The organism is Pseudoduganella danionis, assembly GCF_009720775.1.
GTDB classification, from domain to species: domain Bacteria; phylum Pseudomonadota; class Gammaproteobacteria; order Burkholderiales; family Burkholderiaceae_D; genus Rugamonas; species Rugamonas danionis.
The window spans coordinates 124,101-145,014 of the sequence record NZ_WNKW01000006.1 but is presented as its reverse complement, the minus strand read 5'-3'; the positions used below and the strand labels follow the sequence as shown (position 1 = coordinate 145,014).

Below are 20,914 nucleotides of genomic sequence, written 5' to 3'. Positions count from 1 at the left end.
TTTTGGCGGCTGCCCAATCAATAATCTGAGGGTAGTAGGACGGTGGTGGACGAGCGATCCGCTTCGGTAATGACCCAGATTTTCACTCGATTGGCGAGCCGGTAGCAGGACAGCAGCCGTGCGCCGCTATGCACGGCTCTATCGTTGGATTTGGCGTCATCTCGTCCGACGTCGCCCCAGTCTCCACGGCTATGACGTGCGATCAGGCGCATCGGAATGATGCCGTATTCCTTCAGGACTTCCAATGCGCCCGGTGTAGCGACCAGAAGCCCGAGGGGAAAGAGCGGAGAGACTTTGTTAACCTGGTTTGATTCATGGATTGCTTTCGTATGTGCCTGCCATGGCCTGTGCTTGCGCACGTCATGTTGCCTAGGTAAATAAAGGAGAACTGCTACTGGATTGGGAGGGGCAGAACCGGTAGCGGTTCATAGGAACGACGAGAAACAGCAGTGATGGATTTAAGAAGTCAGGTCGCCGAGGCACTCTATGGCGAGGTGATGCAAGGATGTGAGGGCGGGGCAGGTTCTAACTGTTGTTCCTGGCGACCTTGGCGTCATGGCGACCACGTACAAATTTTTTGGTGCTGATGGGAGGGATGCAATGGGAGGGGCTACGTCAGATGATCGGTATCCGGCACGTGTAGCCGGATACCGCCGTTTATCATCATGCCGTCCTACAGGCCGGTGACGGCATAATTGTCCGACGAGCGTTTATTGTCGTCGTAGACGATCGCCTGCTTGTATTCGGATACTTCTCCACGTGCCTCCAGGATCGCCAGCAACTCCTTCGTGCGCTTGATGGGGCGGGCGCAGCGAGGGCCATTCTTGTACATCGTGCGTACCGGGATCGCTTTGAGGCCGAGTTCTACGCACTTGTTGCGCATCGAGTCAAGCAGGGTCTTTGCAGCGGCTTCGTCCTTGTTGGCCGGAGCGACATTGAAGATGTTCATGGCAGTGCCTAGGTAATAGTCACCGAGATCGATTGCGCGCAGCATGGCGTCCTCGCTGATGTGCTGCACGTTCATGTCGTCCAAGATGGCGAGCAGGGCGGCAATGCGCATGACCTGTTCGGCGAAGCGGGCGACGTAACCGGAATGCGAGGCGAAGTCGCCACCCGGACCTGCGGCCATTTCCAGTTTGTTATAGAACTGCACCCATGCAGCTTTAGCGCCCGAACTCATGCGTACCGTCCGGGTGTTTATGCCCCCGGTCTCTGAATCGATCTTCCACGGCAGGCTGGCGAGCGCGCCGATCTTGGCGCAAAATTGCTGATATACCGGTTCGTCATCGAGTTCTACATCGACGTGCGTGCGGGTGCCGAGCAGCGATGGAGGCTGGCTATACAGGAAGCGATTTCCCATGCCTTGCTGCATGACCAGTTCTGAACTGAGGAAGTCCATGGCGACGATGGGCTGAGTAAAGAGCAGCACGCTGAGACGACGGCCTTGTGCATAGTGGTGCTCGTCTACGCGAGTGCGGGTCAGCGGTTCACCGGAGAACAGCGAGGCGACGTTGCCCAGGAATCGGCTCACGTTATCCCGTGACATGGCATGGCCGCCAAGCAGCGATGCCCCTTCCAAAGCAAGCAGGAACTGCGCAGGGCAGCGCATGATCAGACCCACAATCAGCCCGTCGACGGTGACGTCTTGAACGATCATGCTGCGGCGCTCGTCCTTGATGCGGTTGATTGCGGCGTAGACTGGATTGATGAGCTTGTCGATGGTGGAGGATTTTCGTTCGCCGGATGGCGCGATGACCAACATATTGACCGTTACCGGGCAGCCGTGGTCCGAAGCGCGGGAGGATACGTTGATGAAGCATTGCGCCAAGGCGGAAAAGACGCCCAGGAGCGAGGAACCCACCAGCTCCACGTCCACCTGAACGGCCGTGGCAATCAGCTTGATGACCGGGGCGAAGGTGCCGAAGGCATCAACAGGGTACTGGCGGCGCTGGTTACGTGGCTGGTGGGCTGTGACATTGGCAGGCTTGGTGATCACTGCCTCACTGTCCTCCGCTACGCGGCGTGGGTGAGAAGGAGAATTATTCTCCGACAGGATGTTGGCTTGCGCCTCCATTTCGTCGGACGTCATCCAGGTTTCTGGATCGTAGTCATCATCCAAGTCGCTTGCTGAATCAATTTCGTAGGACAGGGGGGCGTCCTCGGTGAAATTGTGTTCGCCGTCATCGGCATCCTCATCTTCGATGACCTGCTCCTCATCATGATCATAAGGCTGCGCGGATTCTTCTCCGGCCTCAGCTTCGTCAGCCTCAATATGCACGTCTACTGGTTCTTCGATCTCTCGGCACTCGCGGTTGGCGCGAAGTTTGGCCATGAGTTCCCTTACGCTGAGTTTGCGCTTGACGCCTATCTCCTGCGGCGAATCCGGTGCTTGAATGTTGCTCGCAGATGATACTTCCTTCATACTCGTTTTCTTCTTCATTGCTCTTTCCTTTGGGCCAAAAAAATGTTACGGAGCCCTTAGGGTAAGAGTTGGTCGGGAAGGATGCAGGGCGCTATTTCGATTGAAATTCAGAGACTTATCGAAGTACTTTTCTGATGGAGGATCGGCTCAGGGAAGTCCTTTCGGCACTACTTTAGAACTTTACGGATTTGTCTAATTGGATAAGAAGCAGGCCAGGCGATTGATGATTGCCCTTACGCACGAATTGGCGGAGCTGACCGGGGAGAGCCCATCACGGCTATACCAGTGGGCGAAGGATATGGACTTGCCAGTCCCTCGCGCGCGACAGACCTTCTATACAGGTATCAAGAAAGACCTAAACAATACGGATTGGGTCAGGAAGTGCGAAGCCTGTTCGACCTCTGAATGCCGGATGGGGAGCTATCCTATGGCCTGTGAGCTACGCATAAGGGTAGTGTCCCTGCTGACAGGATTTCGCCGGGATGGGCAGTCGGATAGTCGGTGCCAGCTTATTTTGGTGCTCGGATACGAGGTCTGCTCGTCGCTGCTCCATTTTCGGATATACCGAGGCTCCAAATATGAAGGTGAGATGAAAGAGATGCCGCTACACCATCGGATACCAGTGCATGTGCTGGCAGACTTTGTGACCGATGTGGCGAAAATGGTTGGCCTGCCATTGCAGCGTGTGTTGCTTACGCAGCGCTTGACCGACTTCCCTGACATGGCGAAAAACGAAGTGGCCTTCCTATCATTGAACGAGGGGCGATTCATCGTGCGGGGGAAGAACGATGCACTGGCTGACAATGAACTTCCTTGTGCGCTAGCCGGCGTGGTATTTAGACCAACCGGTGGATTTGATACGCTGGAGGGTGATCACCCATTCGTGCTGGAATGTCGTAATACAAATGCAACAGCGCTCACTGATCGCCTTTCGACATTAGTGAACAGGCACAATCATTTGCATGCGGAAGAGAGAGTGAAGTCTGCCCGTAAGGCATTCGCGGCGCTGCGCAAGCAGTCCCTTGATCGTCAGCAGGAGAGATACGCTCCTACACGCTGGTCATTACCTGTACCACCCTTTATTCTGCGCGTTGACCGGCACCGCTATCTAGAGGATCTATATTCGTTATATGATGTCAGATTCTTCAGGAGGCAATATGTGACCATTCCGTATTCCGAGAAGAGCGGACCATTTGCGGATCGTTAGGGCTGGACGATCATCGGGGCGACACGGCGACATTGGCGACTTTGCATTCCCGTTATGTCGCCGAGTCGCCATGTCGCCGCGATCCCCGGCGGTGGATAGCCATCGAACGCTGTCTGTTCTCCCTCCTGATATTGATCGTCCAGACCTGGCTTGAAACTTCCAACCTGGCGCTGATGCGGCAGGAAGCTTCCCGCAGCATTGGCGTGGCCGGGATCTTGGTGGATGATTCCAGAAAAACCTGATACGAACGTAATTAATACGTGTACCCGTAGTCCCCCAGCTCCGTCCTGATGGCTGCGATCGCTATATAGTCGGGGTTAGGTGAAGTCAGGATATCCGCGACGCGCAGGAACAGCGTTTCAGATTGCCATTGATCGCCCACGGGATAGTCCTTCGGTGAACGATAGCCATCAAGTTCGATCCCGAGCATTTCCGCATTTATCGGGACGGTCAGTGCGACGAAGTCATCTGGATGTAGATCGATGACGGTTGCCGCCAGCCCGGTCAGAACGACCACGAGGGCATCGCTGACCAGCGTATCGATGGTTTCACTTTCGCCGTCGTCGTCCGGCTCGGCGAGGGCGACGCAGTATTCGTTCTGCACATTCTGGTAATACAGTGCGCCGCGATGGTAATTGGTGAGGTGGATCGGCGACCAGTAAGCGATGATCTGAGCGTAATTCTCTGGAAGGTTCGGCGCGCCGGAGAAGATAACGCCCCGCAGGTTGGTCGGGATGCTGATGTGCTGTTGGTAGGTGGAGGGATCGAATGGTGAGAGCGTAACGGCGACCTTCGCATCGGCAGGTAGCTCGTTCAGCTTGAGGGCGTTGGTGTTGAGGTAGTAGCCCGGCGTAGCCGTCAGGTCAGTGGCCGGATCGTCGCTCAGGCTGACACGGTCGTAGTAGTCCAGGTGAGCGATAGCGTTGACGGTGGTCATGGCCTCCGTACTGATATAGATAGTGGCTTGCATGAATCGGTATCCTTATTCGTGGATGGTAAAACCCTTGCGCAGCAGCTTGATCTTGTGGCGCTGCTCTACGGCAGGGCGGTTGATGCTGCACAGGCTCAGGTCGCGGTCATTACCGACCGGCCTGACCTGTTTGCTGTTGATGGCGTGGCGAATTGCTGGTTCTCCGATGGTGCTGTCGAAGTGGAACCGGCCAGCGCTGAAGCTCACCCTGTCCGCATCGTATTGAGCGGCCCTGATGAACCGCTGTATATCGGCTGACGAGTTCACCAGGATCAGTTGGATGGTTTTTCCTGCTCGTGTGGATTTCCCCAGGAGGTAGCGCGGGTAGCTGGTCGAGGATGACGATACGTCCCTGAAGGTGAAGGAAAATTCATTCTCCAGTTGCCGCATGACGTGAGCGCTGGATGCGACCACGTCGATGTCCGAGAACTCGGGATGCTGTTTCGGATTGATCAGGTGCTTGGTGATTCCCCCGAACAGGTGTAGGCTGGGTTCGTTCATCAGATACGTCGCTAACTGCTCCGTATCCTGCATCATCTCGTAGCCGGTGCAGTCCACGGTGGAGAGGTAACGGCTGGATAAGCACAGTGCCTTGCGAACAAACACGATGCCGCTGTGGCCGAAGGTGAGCTGCGCGAGGTCGAGCGGGAATATGCTGTTGAGGTTTTCGCGTAGGACGAGCCGTTGGCCTAGCCTGCGATAAATCGCCAAATACTGAGGCTTTAGCGTGGCTATATCAGCGGTGGGTAGGGGAGGTAGGACGAGTGAGTATTCGATGTCCATTCCATCCCATTCGTGTCGGTAGTGCTGGATGGCGTCCAGCACATCGGCATCGAGGGAGATTGAGAAATGGTCCACGATCCCCCTGAGCTTCGCGATATGCTGTACCTCGCGGGTGATGATCCTGACCTTCAGGTCTTGATTCTTGATGATGCGGATCATCGAGAGCAGGTGCGTGAGATTTTCCTCGAAACGGAACAACGGGTCCGCCCCGCCGCTGATCGTAATAAATGATTTATCGCATTGCGCGACGAACTTGTTCAGCGCTTCCCTGGACTGAGGGCCGTGAGGAAGCAACGGGGAATCGCGCCAGTTACAGTAACAGCAGTTCTTGCTGCATCCGAATCCTTTCGTTTTCCAGTTCACGATGATGGTGAAGTTCGGTTTTGGTTTTCTCATGGAGGTCTTTCGTAAGCTGGCGCGGTACTGGCTGGTTACGCCTTTTTGCGTGGCAGGGAGAGCGTTTTGTTGGCGGTCTCGTCCGGTCCGCCGTCAACGACCGCACAGCTATTGGTCATGTCTGGCAGCGTGATCTGCGTACCGGTCTCGGTCAGCAGCTCTGCCTTCCAGGTCGCCATGTCGCCGTGTCGCACGTGCTGGGTTTCGGCGTCCGGGGCGGCGGTGAGTAGGTCTTCGGCTCGCAGAATGGCTGCGAGGAATCCCGCGTTGTTGCTGCTGCGGCCGACGAATGCCGTCTTGAAGAGTTTGGACGGGAGTGCCTTGCCGGCGTCGGGCCAATCGGTGAGGCATTTTTCGACCTGGCTGAACGGGACGACCTCGCGGCTGAAGTATCCGCCGCCATCGTTGCCGGTGATCGTGATGTAAAGGTTCTTGCGATCGGTATCTGCGAGCACGCGGTAGGCAATGCCGCCAGCGGAGTTCTTGCCGAGCTTGTTGGCGGTCGCCGTCTTCAAGAGGATGTAAGGCTGGGGAACAGTCGAATCTTGGTTCGTGGCTGCCTTGCTGGTTTCGTCAGTGGCGGGTTTCTGCAAGGTGTTTGCTTTGCTCATGGGGGGCTTTCTGCGATAGTGAAGGGTGATGCCATCGGTGAATACCGATGGCGGAGCAGGAAGAGGGATGGTCTATCGTCGGTACTTCAGCGAAATCAGCACGTCCAGGCTCAGTGCGGAACCGTTGCCTTTGAAGGCGCAGCGTGACGCGACTGAACCGAGGTCGAGTTTGTCGCCGAGAGAACGGAAGCGCGTCGCTTCCTTAGCACATTGCGATACGGGGGCACGGGATTGTTTTTTCATGGTTTGGAAATTCAAGTTACGTGGATGAATGCGTTACACTCGATGGACACGCGTTAGGTACATAAACAAGAAGACCCGAATGGCGCGGAGCCATTCGGGTCTTCTTTAGGGAGGGTACTGCGCTGATAATGATGCTGGCGCGCTACAGCAAACGAGCAACTTGCGGCTTGCGAAAGGCTCGATACGATACGCCCTGGCAGAGCAGCAGGAGGGAGATCGGTAGTGGCCGGGGTCGAACACGAAAGCTCTCAGCGGACCATGTAAATAATATCTGCCTGAACGACGCATTCATTTCGGCGCAGGCATTGCCGTTCGTTGGTCACTATTGCAAATGTAAGCTGGTAAGCTTGTGATGGGGGAAGGCGATTCACTTTCCGAAGTACGAGCAAATGCTTCTTTGCAGCTCCCTGGGAGTGGGGAAGTCAATCCGTCAGTTCTTGATCTCAGCGCGCAGTCGGTCAGGGCAACCGAGCGTGCGAACAGTTCGAGCGGCAAGATCAGGCGCCAGCTCTCGCAAGATTGGATCGGGCGCGTTGTCATGCACCTCGAAAGTTCCCTGGCATCGTCCCCGCCGGGTTACTCGATGGGGCCTGTTCCGTCCCGTGCGGTCGACTTGGGTTCGGCTTCCTCCGCATCCGCAGAGGGAAGCGCTGTCATCGCGCTGGATGCACCAACGGCTCGTACAAGGCCGAGTTGACTGAAATCGCCGCGCTAGCTGGACGAGACGTCGTGACGCCTGGAGGCAAGCTCACCTCAGCTTCGGGCAGCGGTATATAGCGGTGGGGCCTGCTTTCCTCCCGCATCTCTTCTGAATCCGCATTCACGTGCGGGCCTAGCAGAAAACCCTTGCGGGCCCCTCTGAGTTCTTGTAACCTTTAAACATTACAAAACGTTGGTAGCACAACCCCGAACATGACCTCATACATTTCTCTTGCGGAAGCCGCAAGTCTTCTCGGTGTCACAAAAGAAACCCTTCGAAATTGGGATAAATCCGGGAAATTAAAGCCAGTTCGAAATCCGGCTAATAACTATAGGACCTACCTGTTGCATGAAGTTCAGGCCATTAAACCGTTGTCCGTAAGTCAGGATTCGCTCTTCGAGCAGGAACGCGAAGAAAAAAACGAAGTTGAGGAGAACTCGCCGAAGGAAGATCCTGAGAAGAGTATTCGTCGGTTGCTTTCCAAATTGCATAAGATTGTGCGAGACACTGATGCAAATAGCAGCATCATCGAGCGATTCGACGAAGTAACAAAAATGCTGTTTTTAAAGCTCCTTGTCGATCAAGATCGACATGAGACTACCTTGTTTGATCTTGGGTATTGTATTAGTGATAAGCATTACGCCGAAAATATACGCGAAGCGTTCAAAGAGTTCGCGTCGAAAAACCGTGCGTTATTTCCACCAAAGTTTTCTGACCTTCAGCTTAGCGATTCCGCGCTCGTTTCGCTCGGAGCCGCGCTTAATGAGGTTTCATTAGCTAATGGTTCCCGCGACGTGAAAGGGTACGCGTATGAGGAGATGATTCGGAATACCTTTGATAAGGGCGATCATCAGCAGTTTTTTACGCCGCACACTGTAGTCGAATTTATGGTGGGCCTAGTGGAGGATCATTTATCTGGCGTGGTCGCTGACCCGGCTTGCGGGACGGGTGGGTTTCTAGTGGAAGTTGCGAAACGCGGCCTGGAAAACTTGCAGTTGACAGGGCTAGAAATTGACGAGCGGCTGGCTTGGGTTTCCGGGATCAATCTTTTTGTGCACAACGCTCCGAATTTCCAGACTATTTGCTTGCCCAACGGAGGGACGCTCGGTGCGGCCGGTCGTGAGTTTGGCCAAAAATTCGACGTTATCCTCACTAATCCTCCTTTTGGTAGTGACTTCACTGAGCGGGAGGAACTTGACCGATATGTATTAGGAAAAGGCAAACCAAGCCGACGTAGAGGTGTATTGTTCCTTGAGCGAAGCTTGGCGCTTCTTAAGGAAGACGGATGGCTCGCTATTGTTATCGACGAGGGCGTCTTGTCTCTACCGTCCGCTGCAGACGTCCGAGATCTCCTTTTGAGCCAAGCGGAACTTTCGGCCGTTATCAGCCTCCCTGAAACCGCTTTTATGCCATACGCCACGGTTAATACGTCGATACTTCTCTTGCGCAGGAAGAAAAATCCTAGCTCGAATTACCTGACATTTTATGCGCGAGCGGAAAATATTGGGCGGAAACCCAACGGCGAGCCAGATGTAAGGTTTGATGACGCAGGGTTGCCTTCGCTTGACAATGATTTGCCAGAAATCTTAAGGGTGTGGCGTTTATTCGAGCGTACCGGTGGTCTTGAGCGGCAAACTGAAAATATTTTTCTTGCCAACTCGACGGCGTCTAATTTCTCGCTTGGCCGCGCCGAAAACAGGCTTGATTTTCGATTCCATCATCCAGCACGGGTCGCGGCAGAAGCTGCGGTGGCGAAATGCGAGTTCCCATTAGTGAGGCTTGGCGAAATTTGCGGTGTAAGGAACGAGACCTATGTGCCATCCGTTGATCTCGCGGATCAGATTATCCCCTATACGGGTCTTGCCCACATTGACTCTTATGTTGGCTTGGCGCAGCAAGTAATGACCCCAGCGAATTCGCTTTCGAGCGCTGTCAAGCGATATAGCCGCGGTGATATTCTGTTTGCGAAAATGCGGCCCGGGCTTAGGAAGGTGGCTTTTGTCGAGTGGCAAACACCTGGCTACACGTCTGCTGAATGCATCGTGCTTACCGTCCGGGAGCAAGATGGAAGTCCGCTAATCGAGCCATTGTTACTGTCTATTTTGCTTCGATCTGACTTCGTTTTCGGCCAGATAATTCACCTGATCGCAGGAATCGGGAGGCCGCGAATTACGCTGAAAGATCTTCTCAACATACGCGTGCCAATTCCAACAAAAGCTCGACAAGCCGAGATCCTTGAAACGTTTAGTCTAGGAAAGAATAACTATGAGCGAATTCGAGCGGAAGCGCGTCAGCTAGAAGAGGCTGCGGCTCAATTGGAGCTTCAGGCGATTGAATCCGTCGCAAATGGTTTTGTCACAAAAGGATGATGATGTCTACTGAAGCCAAATATTCTCTAGAGGGTGTGAGCGGATTGACTTCACGGGAGTTTGTATTTCGTCTGCTTGATAAGGCTATTGCACGTGTCAACGCAGGAGTGTCGAAAACTCTCACTGCCAGAATGACCAGTGAAGAACCTCCTCGAGATCCGCGACACCTAACGGACACACGCACACGAGTGTCCACGTTGTTGGAATATTCTGTTGCTTATGAGATGAATCACATCCTAAGCGAGGAAAGGGATGGACTGTCCGTCTCGGCAGTGCTTTGGAACGTGTTCCCCGATCTCATAATTCGCAACAAGCAGCGTGAAAACGAAATAGGTCTCGAGGTAAAAGCGCTGCACACAGCAGCGGAAGAGAAATCCGCGAATCTAGCTACCCCCTTACAGCTTATTCGATACCGTAGAGATTTTGTAGTGATCATTAATTGGGGCTGGCAAGTTAGTTCAGAGGATGGCGTTAGCATCACTTATCCTCACATTCATCTTGGCGGTGTGTTCGATGCTTGGTTGCTTGCAAAAATTCGCGATTACGGATGGCTACTAAACCAAGGCGGACGTATCAAAGGGATCGATGTCGCAACGGCGATAATAAACAGCGTCCCGGCCCACTTGTTCAAAGCTGAAGAGGGCAATATGGGGAAACTCATGAGAATACAGTTGCCTGGTGAGATGCCGAAGAGCGCGCCACACTACGAAGAGATGAAGGATGAAGATGAGCGTTACATGGAGTTCAAGCAGCGAGTCCTTGCTCTTGGATTGCGGGAGACCTTCTTGGAAATCTGTAGGTTGGAGGGGTGCGAGACAGCTGACGCGCGCGTTGGAACTGAATATCCCCAACAATGCAGTAATTTGGGGAATGTAACCCTGCCGAACGGGCTTCCTTTTCAGCTAATCGCGGGGCCGAAGCCGGAACACTGGCTGCGAACCAAGGGAGACAGCTCACTTAGACGAGTTGCTGTGCTTTGGCTCGGCGTTAAGCTAGAGTGGAAACTTTTTTCGGGCCGAAAGGGGCTGTGGACTTTGGTGGGCCAAGGTAAGAAGCCTGACTCGGAATATGAACAAATTCAAAGTTTTCTGCAAACAGCACACTTTCTGGAAGAGGTCGCGGACAGCTAGAAGCGAGGAACGACCGAGGAGCCGATGTTGTTTCTTGCTCTGTGAAAAACTCGCTGTATCTCTTCGGTGTATTCCGCGCCGGAGACGTGTCGGATTACCGAAAGCAGACGGTCTGTGCTGGTGACCAAAAGTTCGACCTCGCGAGCTATATTTATGACTTCATAGCCGTCCCGGTGGCGACGCACATTGACGACGTAACCTAAGCATGAGGGCTCAAAATCTAGGAAGGAAACGGCAATGGTCGCTGATTCTCTGTCTTTAAAGATGCCGTTTAGCACAGGTAAGGTTAGTCGGTCCGACGTAATTCGGACCACCTCAAACGGCAACTCAGCGTCACCATCGAAATATTTCGGCATGAATTCACGATGTAATAGAAATGTGACAAGCTACAGAAGAATTTTGTAGATGTCCAGCAACTTCTACTCACTCTCCCAGTGGTACGCGGATGAGTCAGTGGGCCTGACCTTTCAAGGGCTCGAGCATGAGGCAGTGAGTGGAGTTGTGCGTGCACTGACCGATGCTGACAGGAGACCGAAAATGGCACGGGCACGAGTACTGGGAGACGGGAAAACAAAAACGCCAACCTGCATGGGTTGGCGTTTTGTCGGGGATGTTCTTGGTGGCCCGGGGCGGAATCGAACCACCGACACAAGGATTTTCAATCCTCTGCTCTACCAACTGAGCTACCAGGCCAAGGACCAAGATTATAGCAGACCTCCCCCGGGGTTTGGCAAGAGGCAAGTTGCCTCTTTTATTGACAGCAATATTTTCGAGGTATAAATTTGTCCTTTTCGCCATATCTTGATGGGACTGCAATGAAAAAGACTCTCTGCGCGCTGGTAGCGTGCGTTGCCGCAGGCTGGGCTCACGGGGCGGCGTTGACGCCGGTACAGGCGCAGATGCGCGAAATCTACCAGGAGCTGGTGGAGACCAATACCACCAATTCTGCCGGTTCATGCACCGTGGCTGCCCAGAAAATGGCCAAACGGCTCAAGCAGGGCGGTTTCAAGGATAGCGAAATGCAGATCATCGTGCCGCCCGGTGGCCCGACCAAGGGCAATCTGGTGGTGCGCCTGAAAGGCGATGGTAGCCGCAAGCCTTTGCTGCTGCTGGCCCACATCGATGTGGTGGAAGCCAACCGTGCCGACTGGGTGCGCGACCCATTCAAGCTGATCGAGGAAGACGGCGTGTTCTATGCGCGTGGCGCTTCCGACGACAAGGCCATGGCCACTTCCTTTGTGGCGAATATGCTGCGCTACAAGAAAGAGAAGCTGGCGCCCAAGCGCGACATCATCATGGCGCTGACCTGCGACGAAGAGATGGTGCCGACTGAATTCGATGGCGCGGAATACCTGTTCAAGCACCACCGCAAGCTGATCGATGCTGAAATCGCCCTCAACGAAGGCGGCAGCGGCCTGCTGGACAAGAACGAAAAGCCGGTGCGCCATGGCATACAGGCTGGTGAAAAGATTTACCAGTCCTTCCAGTTCGAAGTGACCAATCCTGGTGGCCATAGCTCCGTACCACGGCGCGACAATGCCATCTATCGCCTGTCGGAAGGCCTGAGTCGCCTCGGCAAGTTCGATTTCCCGTTCCGCCTGTCCGACGTGACGCGCGCCTTCTATGAGCGCATGTCCAGCATCGAGCAGGGGCAGGTGGCCGCCGATATGAAGGCCATCCTGCAGGACCCGCCAGACATGGCTGCGCTCGAGCGCCTGTACGCCGTCAGCCCGGCACACAACGCTACCGTGCGTACCACCTGCGTCGCCACCAAGGTGGATGCCGGCCACGCGGATAACGCCCAGCCGCAGCGCGCCCGTGCCAACGTGAATTGCCGCATCCTGCCGCAGGAAACCGTGGCCGAAGTGGAAGCCACGCTGAAGCGCGTGGTGGCCGATGAGCAGATCCGCATTACCCGCATCGGCGATGGTGAGGGCGCACCGATCCCGCCGCTGACGCCGGAGCTGATGAAGGCCATCGAGGAAACCAGCAACCAGATGTGGCCCGGCGTGCCGGTGATTCCCACCATGTCCACCGGCGGCACGGATGGCCGCTTCCTGAATGCGGGCGGCATCTGGACCTATGGTGTGAGCGGCATGTTTGCCGGTCCCGAAGGCAGTGGCGCGCACGGTCTGAATGAGCATATCCGTGTGAAGTCGCTGTACGACGGACAGGAGTTCCTGTACCGCCTGGGCAAGCGACTGGCGACGGAATAAGACAACGGCCCGGTGAAAACCGGGCCGTTTTTACTGCTGCCTGCGTTTTATTCGGATACCAGTATCCGCCAGCGCCATGGCTTGAGCTGAGCCGGACCTTCATCACCGGCCAGCTTGTACTTCTGCGGCGAGCCGGTCAGGTTGACGATCACGCGCACGCTGTTCTTGCCCTGTTCGCGTTTGAAGGCAAACAGCTGTTCGTTGCCCACGTCGAGCATCTGCAGCGGGCCGCCAGCGGCGCCATTCCACAGCGCCGGATTGGCTTTCTTGAGCTGGTTCAGGCCCGTGTAGAAGCCTTCCAGTTCATAGGTCTTCCATTCGATAGGATCTTTCTCGAAGAATTCCAGGCGCTTTTCCAGACGCGATTCCTGACCGTTGTAGATCATCGGTATGCCGGGCAGGGTGTAGCTCAGTACCGCCATGGCGCCATAGGCGGGGCCATACAGCTCCTTGTCCGTGCCCTGCCACGAGTTGACGTCGTGGTTGGCCGTGAATTCCAGACGGTAGGCATCGCGGCCGTAGGTCTTGGGCGGTTTGGCGAGGAAGTTGCGCAGATCGGCAGCATTGGCTTCGCCTTTGCCTATCTTGATCATCATGTTACTGAGCGGCCAGTCGTAGCTGGCATCGAAGGCATGCTCGTGCAGCTCTGGCTGATCCCACTCGGCCAGCAGGAACACCGGTTTGATCTTGTTGAGTTCCGTGCGCAGCTGATTCCAGAACGGCGTCGGAACCAGACCGGCGGCATCGCAGCGGTAGCCGTCGATGTCGGCTGCGCGTACCCAGTAGGCCATGGCGTCCGTCATGGCTTTCCACAGCGCCTTGTTGGTGAAATCGAGGCCGATCACATCGGTCCATTCTTCCATTTCACCCGCTTCGTTCTTGAAGGTGACGGAGTAGATTTCACCCTTGTCGTTCTTCTTGAACCATTCCGGATGTTCGCTGGCCCACTTGTTATCCCACGACGTGTGGTTGCCCACCCAGTCCAGCATCACGCGCATGCCCAGCGCGTGCGCCTGCTTCACCAGCTTGCGCAAATCGTCCAGCGTGCCGTAGTCGGGATTCACGCTCAGGTAATCGCGCACAGCATAGTGGCTACCCAGACTGCCTTTGCGGTTCTTCTCGCCCAGCGGGTGGATGGGCATCAGCCAGACAGCTTCCACGCCCATGGCTTTCAGGCGCGGCAGCTGGGCCGTGACGGCATTCAGCGTACCTTCCTTGCTGAACTGGCGCACGTTGACCTGATAGATGTTGGCGCTGCGCGTCCACGCCGGATGCTTGACGGTGCTGGTTTCGGCATGGCTGATGGCCGGCACCGGGCCGAGTAGCAGGGCCGCCAGCGGCAGCAGGGTAGCAAGCTTTTTCATGGGTCTCCTTAGTTTTTCAGCGTGCGTTCGAATAGCTGGTAGATGCGGCGATATTCATCGTACCAGCTTTCGGGATGGACGAAGCCGTGCCGTTCCAGCGGATACGAGGCCAGCTCCCAGTGATCTTTTTTCAGTTCGATGAAGCGCTGCGCCATGCGCACCGAGTCCTGATAGAACACGTTATCGTCGATCATGCCGTGGGCGATCAGCAGATGGCCCTGCAGCTTGTCGGCGTACTCGATAGGCGAGGAGACCTTGTAGGCTTGCGGATCGAGTTCCGGCGTATTCAGGATGTTGGCCGTGTATTCGTGGTTGTAGGTGGTCCAGTCGGTGACGGGACGCAGCGCTGCGCCAGCCTTGAACTGTTCCGGTGCGCGCAGCAGCGCCATGAAGGTCATGAAGCCGCCATAGCTGCCGCCGTAGATGCCGACCTTGCTGGCATCGCCCTGATGCTGGGCCACCAGCCAGTTCAGACCATCGATGTAGTCTTCCAGTTCCGGATGGCCCATCTGGCGGTAGATGGCGGTGCGCCAGTTGCGGCCGTAGCCGAGCGAGGCACGGTAGTCCATGTCCAGCACGATGTAGCCTTTTTCCACCAGCAGGTTGTGGAACATCTGCTCGCGGAAGTAGACAGGATAGCGCTGGCTGGCGTTCTGCAGATAGCCGGCGCCATGCACGAACATCACGATAGGATATTTTTTGCCGGCTTCCAGCGTGGCCGGACGATACAGCTTGGCCCACACGGGATCGGCGCCGTGGGTGGACGGCACGGCCACGATCTGCGGCATGATCCATTCGCGCGCCTTGTAGTCCGGTGTGCGCACATCGTTGAGGGTAGTCACGGCACCGCCGCTGCTGGATACGCTGGCCAGACGGGTAGGAATGTAGGCGCTGGAATGGCGCAGCAGCAGCTTGCGGCCATCGGGCGACAGGCTGTAGCTTTCCACGCCGCCCAGTGCCGTCAGTTCGCGCAGGCTGCCATCGCGCACCGTGCTGGCGCAGACTTCATAAGTGCCCGGCAGTTTGGGGTTGCACAGGAAGTAGGCGATGCTGCCATCGGCATTCCATTCGATATTGCTGGCTTCCCATTTGCCGCTGGTGAGGGCGCGGGTCTTGCCGTCGGCACTACGCAGGTAGATGTGGGCATAGCCGCTTTCTTCCGACTGATACCACAGCGTGCTGTGGTCAGGCAGCCAGCCGAAATCGTTGTAGCGGTTGTTGACCCAGGCGCTGTCGCTCAGGCGGTGCAGCGGCTCCAGTTTGGCCTTGGCCAGATCGACGCTGGCGATCCAGCGGTCCTTGTTGTCGATGGCTTGCGCCATCACGGCCACGCGGGCGCCGTTGGCGCTCCACTGGATTGCGTGTTCGCCAGCCTCGAAGCGCACCTTGCGGTTGCCTTTGAGGGCGTCCAGATGCTGGGCGCTGCGCAGTTCGGCCAGCGGATCGGTGGCGATACCGGGCAGGTCGGCCAGCGACAGCTCGGTGACTTTGCGCGTGGCCAGTTCCACCAGCTTGAGTTGCTGTTCCAGCGGGCCCGCTTCGCTGACGCGCTTGCGTTCATCGTCGCTCTCTTCGTAGCCCGATTCGGTCACGTATTTCGGCATCTTGCCGACGCGGCGTTTGTCGCCGTCCTTGGCGCTGGTGATCACCAGCAGGTAGCGGCCGTCCGGCGACAGGGCGCTGGCGTCGATCACCACTTTTTCGCCCAGATACACGGGCAGCGGGGCACGCGTGGCATCGCCGTTACGCTCGGCATTGCGCTGATCGCGCAGGGCGTCGCGTTCTTCTTTCAGGCGGCTCAGGGTGGAGCTCAGGCGCAGTTGCAGGTCGCGGCGGAAATCGGCCTCGGGCGCCGCGTCGGGATCTTTTGCCGCGCGCAGCAGGGCCAGCGGCGCGATCAGGCGCTCGCTGCGGCTCCAGCTAAACCAGTCCTGTCCTACGCGGAACTGCACATGGTTGCCGTCGGCCGCATATTGCGCCGCAGCAGCCGGGGTGCTGCCCCGTACGATCTGGGTCAGGGCGCCCGTCTTCAGATCGCGTTCGAACAAATCTCCGTTGCGCAGCACAATCGCGCGCGTGCGCTCGCGGTTGTAGATCGGGTTAGCGCTATCAAGTCCGGCCAACTGGCTGGTGGCGATGGCCTTGGCATTGCCGCTCGCATCCAGTGTCAGGGTGTCGCGCACGGGCGAGCCGCTGCGTTTCTGTTTGAAGTAGATCTGGCGGCTATCCCAGCCCCACCATGCTGCTTCGACAGGATTGCCTATCCAGTCCGGATTGGCCATGGCCTGTTCCAGCGTGATCGGGGTAGGGGTGGCGCCCGCGTGCGGGGCCAAGGTGGCGCTTATTGTGGCGGCCAGGAAAGTTAGAACAAAACGCATCGTTAGCTTTGCTGTGAGGTTGGTCCAGGGAGCGTGCCGGATCACGGCACGGTCTGGATTCTAGCCCAAGCGCGTTAGCGAAGCTATATTGTCGTTACGACTACGAAAAAGCTGTGATAAACAGCCTTGCGTTACAGCTATTACGATATAAACCGTTTATATCAATTCTGGCGATGCCTGACTCAGGCGGGCGAGTAGAATCCTGTGTAGGCGGCTACCGGCGGTCGCGCAGCCGGCGTGTCGTCCTGGCCTGCGGCATGGTCTTCCTGCGCCAGAAACTGGCTGCCGATTTCGAACCATTCTTCGCTGGAAATCACTTTCTGTGCCAGTGGCAAGAGTTCCTGCTCTTCCTTGTCGAGCCGGGTCAGCAGATTCTGGCAGTACAGATCGATGGTGCGGCACAAGAACTTGCCATGGCTGGCGCTGCGGCGCATGGCGCGGCGCAGGCATTTATTGACGGCATTGAGCATGGCGCGGCCTATGCGGCTCAGGGTTTCCAGATCTTTCACCAGTGCAGCGCTGTTGGCGTCGGCAGCTTTGATGGCGGGCAGCAAGCAGGCTTCCACTTTGCGCTGGTGGCGCGTTTCGGCAAAGGTGATGAGTTCCTGTAACTGGCCCTGAATATGCACAGGATCGATTTCCTGCGGGCGGCGGGCTATGCTTTGCACGTAGTGCAGCATGCGCGCGATAAAGTGGCGTTCTTTTTTCTGTTCTATCGATAGTGTCAGCAAGACATAGGTAGCAGTGAGCATGGCGTTTCCCGTATTTCATCAGACTTCGGTAGCACGGTTGGTGTCGCGCCCGAGGTGGAGACCAATACCTTAGCGGCGGACGGGACTCATACAACGTCGATTTACAATTGCTCACAAGTAGTCGTGAGGCAATACGACAGCGTTACGATCGTTACCGGCGGGCTGCTCTGCTGCGCTGTTCTTGCCGGTGAGAATTACGCGCAAATATTTTCTCTGAGTCGTAGATTATGCACCCGTGTTCGCTGGACGTGGCAGATTTGCCAGCATTGATACAAAATTTTTTTCGCTGTCTGTGCCCGCTGGAAATCACGATAAAATAGCCCTCTGCAAGTTAATACCGGAGCCTGTTTGTCCCGCGTTGCCCCATTTGTTCGTCGCCTACGTGGCGTGCTGCCCGCCCTGTGGCTGGTGGGCGGGTTGGCGCACGCCGCGTGCAGCCGGCCCATCGTGGCGCCCGTGGCGCCCACCGGCTTTAGCGTGATCGTCAAGGATAACCAGGTGAGTGGTGCTTTTCCGGAAGCACTGCGTGAGCTCGGGCGGCAATATGGCTGCGAGTTCGTCTTCCCCGTGGTGCCGCGCGCGCGCAGCACTTATATGTTCCTGAATTCGGCCGAATCAGACTTGCTGCTACCGGCCTCGCGTAGCGAGGAGCGCGACCGGCAGGCCGAGTTTATTCCTATGATGAAACTGAAGATGGCGCTGATCAGCAACCGCCACAGCCCCGTGCGCAGCAGCAGCGTAGCCGAGCTGCTGGCCCACCCAGAATGGCGCGGCGCCGTGGTGCGCAGCTATGTGTTTGGTAACGAATACAACAGCCTGATCGAGAAACTTGATGCACAGCATAGAATCTCCTATGTCGCTGCCCCGCTGATGGTGGCCAGGATGATGAAAGTGGGGCGGGTGGACTTTACCGTGGTGGCGCCGACCATCTTCTTCAGCTCGCTTTCCGAGGATGCCGCGCTGGCAAGCTTTGCCAGCGAAGTGCAGGTGGCGACGCTGGACGGCTTGCCACCGGCCGAGAGTGGCATCTATCTGTCGCAGAAATCGCTGAGTGCAGCCGACCGTGACATCCTGCGCCAGTTATTGCGCCAGGCGGCCAAAGGGACGGTGTGGAAGTGGTTCCAGCACTATTACCCGCCCGAGATCGCTGCATATGCCATGCGGCCGCACTAGCCGCCATCCTGTCCTGGCGGTATCCAAGTATCGCTAAGTAACAAATGCAGCGGCGCTTTGATTGCTGCACCGCACTCTTGGTATCATGCGAGCCAGCCGGCCACGAGCCGGCCTCTTCTTACAATGTCGGAGATCACCGAATGAAACTACCTTTGTTGCTACTGGGCACCGCTTTGGCCGCCTCCAGTGCTACCGCCGCGCCGCGCGGCTTCACCGTGGAAGATCTGGTGCGCATGGAGCGCGTGGGCAGCCCGGTGCTGTCGCCAGATGCCAGCCGCGTGCTGTACACGGTACGCGCCACCAATATGGACAAGAACCGCGGTAACACCCAGTTGTGGCTGCTCGACCTGCGTGCGCCCAAGGCAGCACCGGTACGCCTGACCCAGGCTGAAGCCAGCAGCACGGATCCGGAGTGGTCGCCGGCCGGTGATGCTATCTACTTCCTGTCGGCCCGTTCGGGCTCGCAGCAGGTCTGGCGTCTGCCGCTGGCCGGTGGCGAAGCCGTGCGCGTGACGGATCTGCCACTCGATGTGGAGAACTTCCGCTTGTCGCCACAGGGTGATCGTCTGGCACTGAGCCTGGCCGTGTTCCGTGACTGTGCCGATCTGGCCTGCACCAAATCGCGTCTCGACGCGCAAGGCAAGAACAAGGCTAGCGGCAAAGTGTATGACCGTCTGTTTGCGCGCCACTGGGATACCTGGGCCGATGGCCGCAACAATGTGCTGTATGCGGCGCCTATCGATGCCAGCGGCAAGGTCACGGCCCAGCCGGTCAGCCTGTCGGGCACGCTCGATGGCGATGTGCCGTCCAAGCCTTTCGGTGACCATGACGATTACCACTTCAGCCCGGACGGCAAGACGGTAGTGTTCTCGGCCCGCATCGCCGGCAAGACGGAAGCCTGGTCGACCAACTTCGATATCTACACGGTGCCAGCCACGGGCGGCGCCCCCGTCAATCTGACGGCGGAAAATCAGGCCTGGGACAGCAAGGCGATCTATTCGCCGGACGGCCGCACGCTGGCCTATCTGGCCATGGACAAGCCGACCTTTGAAGCGGACCGCTTCCATCTGGTGCTGATCGATGTAGCGACCGGCAAGAAGCGCACGGTCGCCGATAGCTGGGACCGTTCCATCGCCGACTATCGCTGGAGCCCGGACAGCAAGACCGTGCTGGCCACGGCTGACGACGTTGGCCAGCACCGTTTGTTCGCCATCGATGCGGCCAGCGGCAAGGTCACGCCCCTGAGCGGCAATGGCTATGTGAGCGGCTTCGACGTGGTGCGCGACACCATCGTGATGGCGCAGGCCAGCCTGACTTCGGGCGCGCAGCTGTACAAATTCAAACTGGGTGGCACGGCCGACAAAGCCCAGCAACTGACCCAGCTGAATGCGCAGGCGCTGGCCGATGTGAAGTTCGGCGAGTACGAGCAGTTCTCGTTCAAGGGCGCCAATGGCGACACCGTGTATGGCCACGTGATGAAGCCATGGAATGCCGAACCGGGCGTGAAATATCCGGTGGCCTTCCTGGTGCACGGCGGCCCGCAGGGCAGCTTCGGCAATTCGTGGAGCTATCGCTGGAATCCGCAGGTGTATGCGGGTGCCGGCTATGCCACCGTGTTCATCGACTTCCACGGTTCGACCGGTTACGGCCAGAAGTTCACGGATTCGATCAGCGGCGACTGGGGTGGCAAGCCGCTGGAAGACCTGCAGAAAGGTCTGGCGGCCGCAGTGGAAAAATTCCCGTGGCTGGACCGCGAGCGTAGCTGCGCACTGGGCGCTTCTTACGGCGGCTTCATGATGAACTGGATCGCCGGTAACTGGTCCGACGGCTTCAAGTGCATCGTTAACCACGATGGCGTGTTCGATACGCGCGGCATGGCTTATTCGACGGAAGAAATCTGGTTCACCGAATGGGAAAACGGCGGCCCTTACTACGAGGTGCCGCAACTGCACGAGAAGTTCAATCCTGCGCTGACCGTGAAAAACTGGAAGACCCCTATGCTGGTGGTGCAGGGCGATCTGGACTTCCGCATTCCGACCGCACAGGGCCTCGGTACGTTCACGGCGCTGCAGCGCCGTGGCATTCCGAGCAAGCTGCTGATGTTCCCGGATGAGAACCACTGGGTGCTCAAGCCGGCCAACTCGGTGCTGTGGCATCACACGGTGATCGACTGGCTCGACACGTATCTGAAGAAATAAGC

At 57.1% G+C, this 20,914-nt stretch carries 15 protein-coding genes and 1 tRNA gene; 6 read left to right on the top strand and 10 right to left on the bottom strand.

The window, feature by feature from the left end; translation table 11 throughout:
* Window positions 1-17 precede the first annotated feature (17 nt).
* Together GM655_RS18900 and GM655_RS18895 are read right to left on the bottom strand one after the other, a co-directional pair.
* Complete coding sequence (locus tag GM655_RS18900; RefSeq protein ID WP_371866891.1) at window positions 18-359, bottom strand: hypothetical protein; 342 nt, start codon at window positions 357-359, stop codon at window positions 18-20.
* Window positions 360-673: 314 nt separating this feature from the next.
* The gene (locus GM655_RS18895; RefSeq protein ID WP_155436224.1) at window positions 674-2,440 is read right to left on the bottom strand and encodes a DUF3987 domain-containing protein; all 1,767 of its coding nucleotides are present in this window, start codon (window positions 2,438-2,440) and stop codon (window positions 674-676) included.
* A gap of 571 nt (window positions 2,441-3,011) precedes the next feature.
* On the opposite strand from GM655_RS18895, the gene GM655_RS18890 reads away from it, so the two are divergent.
* Complete coding sequence (locus GM655_RS18890; RefSeq protein WP_155436223.1) at window positions 3,012-3,629, top strand: hypothetical protein; 618 nt, start codon at window positions 3,012-3,014, stop codon at window positions 3,627-3,629.
* Between the two features lie 253 nt (window positions 3,630-3,882).
* Here the strand turns inward: GM655_RS18890 and GM655_RS18885 are convergent, their stop codons facing one another.
* The 4 genes from GM655_RS18885 to GM655_RS18870 form a co-directional block, all read right to left on the bottom strand.
* The gene (locus GM655_RS18885; RefSeq protein ID WP_155436222.1) at window positions 3,883-4,599 is read right to left on the bottom strand and encodes a hypothetical protein; all 717 of its coding nucleotides are present in this window, start codon (window positions 4,597-4,599) and stop codon (window positions 3,883-3,885) included.
* Window positions 4,600-4,611: 12 nt separating this feature from the next.
* Window positions 4,612-5,778 (bottom strand): radical SAM family protein, encoded by a 1,167-nt coding sequence (locus GM655_RS18880; RefSeq protein WP_155436221.1) that lies wholly within the window; start codon window positions 5,776-5,778, stop codon window positions 4,612-4,614.
* A gap of 35 nt (window positions 5,779-5,813) precedes the next feature.
* A complete protein-coding gene (locus GM655_RS18875) occupies window positions 5,814-6,389 on the bottom strand; it encodes a hypothetical protein (RefSeq protein WP_155436220.1) in 576 nt (191 codons plus the stop codon).
* Between the two features lie 72 nt (window positions 6,390-6,461).
* On the bottom strand, window positions 6,462-6,632 hold the full coding sequence (locus tag GM655_RS18870; protein ID WP_155436219.1) for a hypothetical protein: 171 nt from the start codon (window positions 6,630-6,632) through the stop codon (window positions 6,462-6,464).
* 912 nt (window positions 6,633-7,544) lie between these two features.
* On the opposite strand from GM655_RS18870, the gene GM655_RS18865 reads away from it, so the two are divergent.
* Both GM655_RS18865 and GM655_RS18860 read left to right on the top strand, forming a co-directional pair.
* Entirely contained in the window at window positions 7,545-9,701 is a 2,157-nt protein-coding gene (locus GM655_RS18865; protein WP_155436218.1) for an N-6 DNA methylase, read from the top strand.
* A gap of 224 nt (window positions 9,702-9,925) precedes the next feature.
* Window positions 9,926-10,831 carry a hypothetical protein gene (locus tag GM655_RS18860; protein ID WP_196308808.1) on the top strand — a complete coding sequence of 302 codons (906 nt, stop codon included), beginning with the start codon at window positions 9,926-9,928 and terminating at the stop codon, window positions 10,829-10,831.
* Between the two features lie 617 nt (window positions 10,832-11,448).
* Here GM655_RS18860 and GM655_RS18855 read toward each other — a convergent pair.
* A tRNA-Phe gene (locus tag GM655_RS18855) sits at window positions 11,449-11,524 on the bottom strand.
* Window positions 11,525-11,646: 122 nt separating this feature from the next.
* Between GM655_RS18855 and GM655_RS18850 the strand changes: the two genes are divergently transcribed.
* Complete coding sequence (locus GM655_RS18850) at window positions 11,647-13,047, top strand: M20/M25/M40 family metallo-hydrolase (RefSeq protein WP_155436216.1); 1,401 nt, start codon at window positions 11,647-11,649, stop codon at window positions 13,045-13,047.
* 47 nt (window positions 13,048-13,094) lie between these two features.
* Here the strand turns inward: GM655_RS18850 and GM655_RS18845 are convergent, their stop codons facing one another.
* From GM655_RS18845 to GM655_RS18835, 3 genes are all read right to left on the bottom strand, one after another.
* Window positions 13,095-14,411 carry an alpha-amylase family glycosyl hydrolase gene (locus GM655_RS18845; protein ID WP_155436215.1) on the bottom strand — a complete coding sequence of 439 codons (1,317 nt, stop codon included), beginning with the start codon at window positions 14,409-14,411 and terminating at the stop codon, window positions 13,095-13,097.
* Between the two features lie 8 nt (window positions 14,412-14,419).
* On the bottom strand, window positions 14,420-16,789 hold the full coding sequence (locus GM655_RS18840) for a S9 family peptidase (RefSeq protein ID WP_155436214.1): 2,370 nt from the start codon (window positions 16,787-16,789) through the stop codon (window positions 14,420-14,422).
* Between the two features lie 182 nt (window positions 16,790-16,971).
* Entirely contained in the window at window positions 16,972-17,541 is a 570-nt protein-coding gene (locus GM655_RS18835) for a hemerythrin domain-containing protein (protein WP_155436213.1), read from the bottom strand.
* A gap of 348 nt (window positions 17,542-17,889) precedes the next feature.
* Between GM655_RS18835 and GM655_RS18830 the strand changes: the two genes are divergently transcribed.
* Window positions 17,890-18,714 (top strand): transporter substrate-binding domain-containing protein, encoded by an 825-nt coding sequence (locus GM655_RS18830; protein ID WP_155436212.1) that lies wholly within the window; start codon window positions 17,890-17,892, stop codon window positions 18,712-18,714.
* A gap of 140 nt (window positions 18,715-18,854) precedes the next feature.
* Window positions 18,855-20,912: a S9 family peptidase gene (locus GM655_RS18825; protein ID WP_155436211.1), complete on the top strand. Its 2,058-nt coding sequence runs from the start codon at window positions 18,855-18,857 to the stop codon at window positions 20,910-20,912.
* Window positions 20,913-20,914 lie beyond the last annotated feature (2 nt).

What these genes read in the sequence shown, in the direction of transcription:
- GM655_RS18870 (WP_155436219.1), bottom strand. Translation starts at nt 6,632, where the DNA reads ATGAAAAAACAATCCCGTGCCCCCGTATCGCAATGTGCTAAGGAAGCG.
- GM655_RS18885 (WP_155436222.1), bottom strand. Translation starts at nt 4,599, where the DNA reads ATGCAAGCCACTATCTATATCAGTACGGAGGCCATGACCACCGTCAAC.
- GM655_RS18845 (WP_155436215.1), bottom strand. Translation starts at nt 14,411, where the DNA reads ATGAAAAAGCTTGCTACCCTGCTGCCGCTGGCGGCCCTGCTACTCGGC.
- GM655_RS18895 (WP_155436224.1), bottom strand. Translation starts at nt 2,440, where the DNA reads ATGAAGAAGAAAACGAGTATGAAGGAAGTATCATCTGCGAGCAACATT.
- GM655_RS18840 (WP_155436214.1), bottom strand. Translation starts at nt 16,789, where the DNA reads ATGCGTTTTGTTCTAACTTTCCTGGCCGCCACAATAAGCGCCACCTTG.
- GM655_RS18890 (WP_155436223.1), top strand. Translation starts at nt 3,012, where the DNA reads ATGAAAGAGATGCCGCTACACCATCGGATACCAGTGCATGTGCTGGCA.
- GM655_RS18860 (WP_196308808.1), top strand. Translation starts at nt 9,926, where the DNA reads ATGAATCACATCCTAAGCGAGGAAAGGGATGGACTGTCCGTCTCGGCA.
- GM655_RS18850 (WP_155436216.1), top strand. Translation starts at nt 11,647, where the DNA reads ATGAAAAAGACTCTCTGCGCGCTGGTAGCGTGCGTTGCCGCAGGCTGG.
- GM655_RS18835 (WP_155436213.1), bottom strand. Translation starts at nt 17,541, where the DNA reads ATGCTCACTGCTACCTATGTCTTGCTGACACTATCGATAGAACAGAAA.
- GM655_RS18865 (WP_155436218.1), top strand. Translation starts at nt 7,545, where the DNA reads ATGACCTCATACATTTCTCTTGCGGAAGCCGCAAGTCTTCTCGGTGTC.
- GM655_RS18880 (WP_155436221.1), bottom strand. Translation starts at nt 5,778, where the DNA reads ATGAGAAAACCAAAACCGAACTTCACCATCATCGTGAACTGGAAAACG.
- GM655_RS18875 (WP_155436220.1), bottom strand. Translation starts at nt 6,389, where the DNA reads ATGAGCAAAGCAAACACCTTGCAGAAACCCGCCACTGACGAAACCAGC.
- GM655_RS18825 (WP_155436211.1), top strand. Translation starts at nt 18,855, where the DNA reads ATGAAACTACCTTTGTTGCTACTGGGCACCGCTTTGGCCGCCTCCAGT.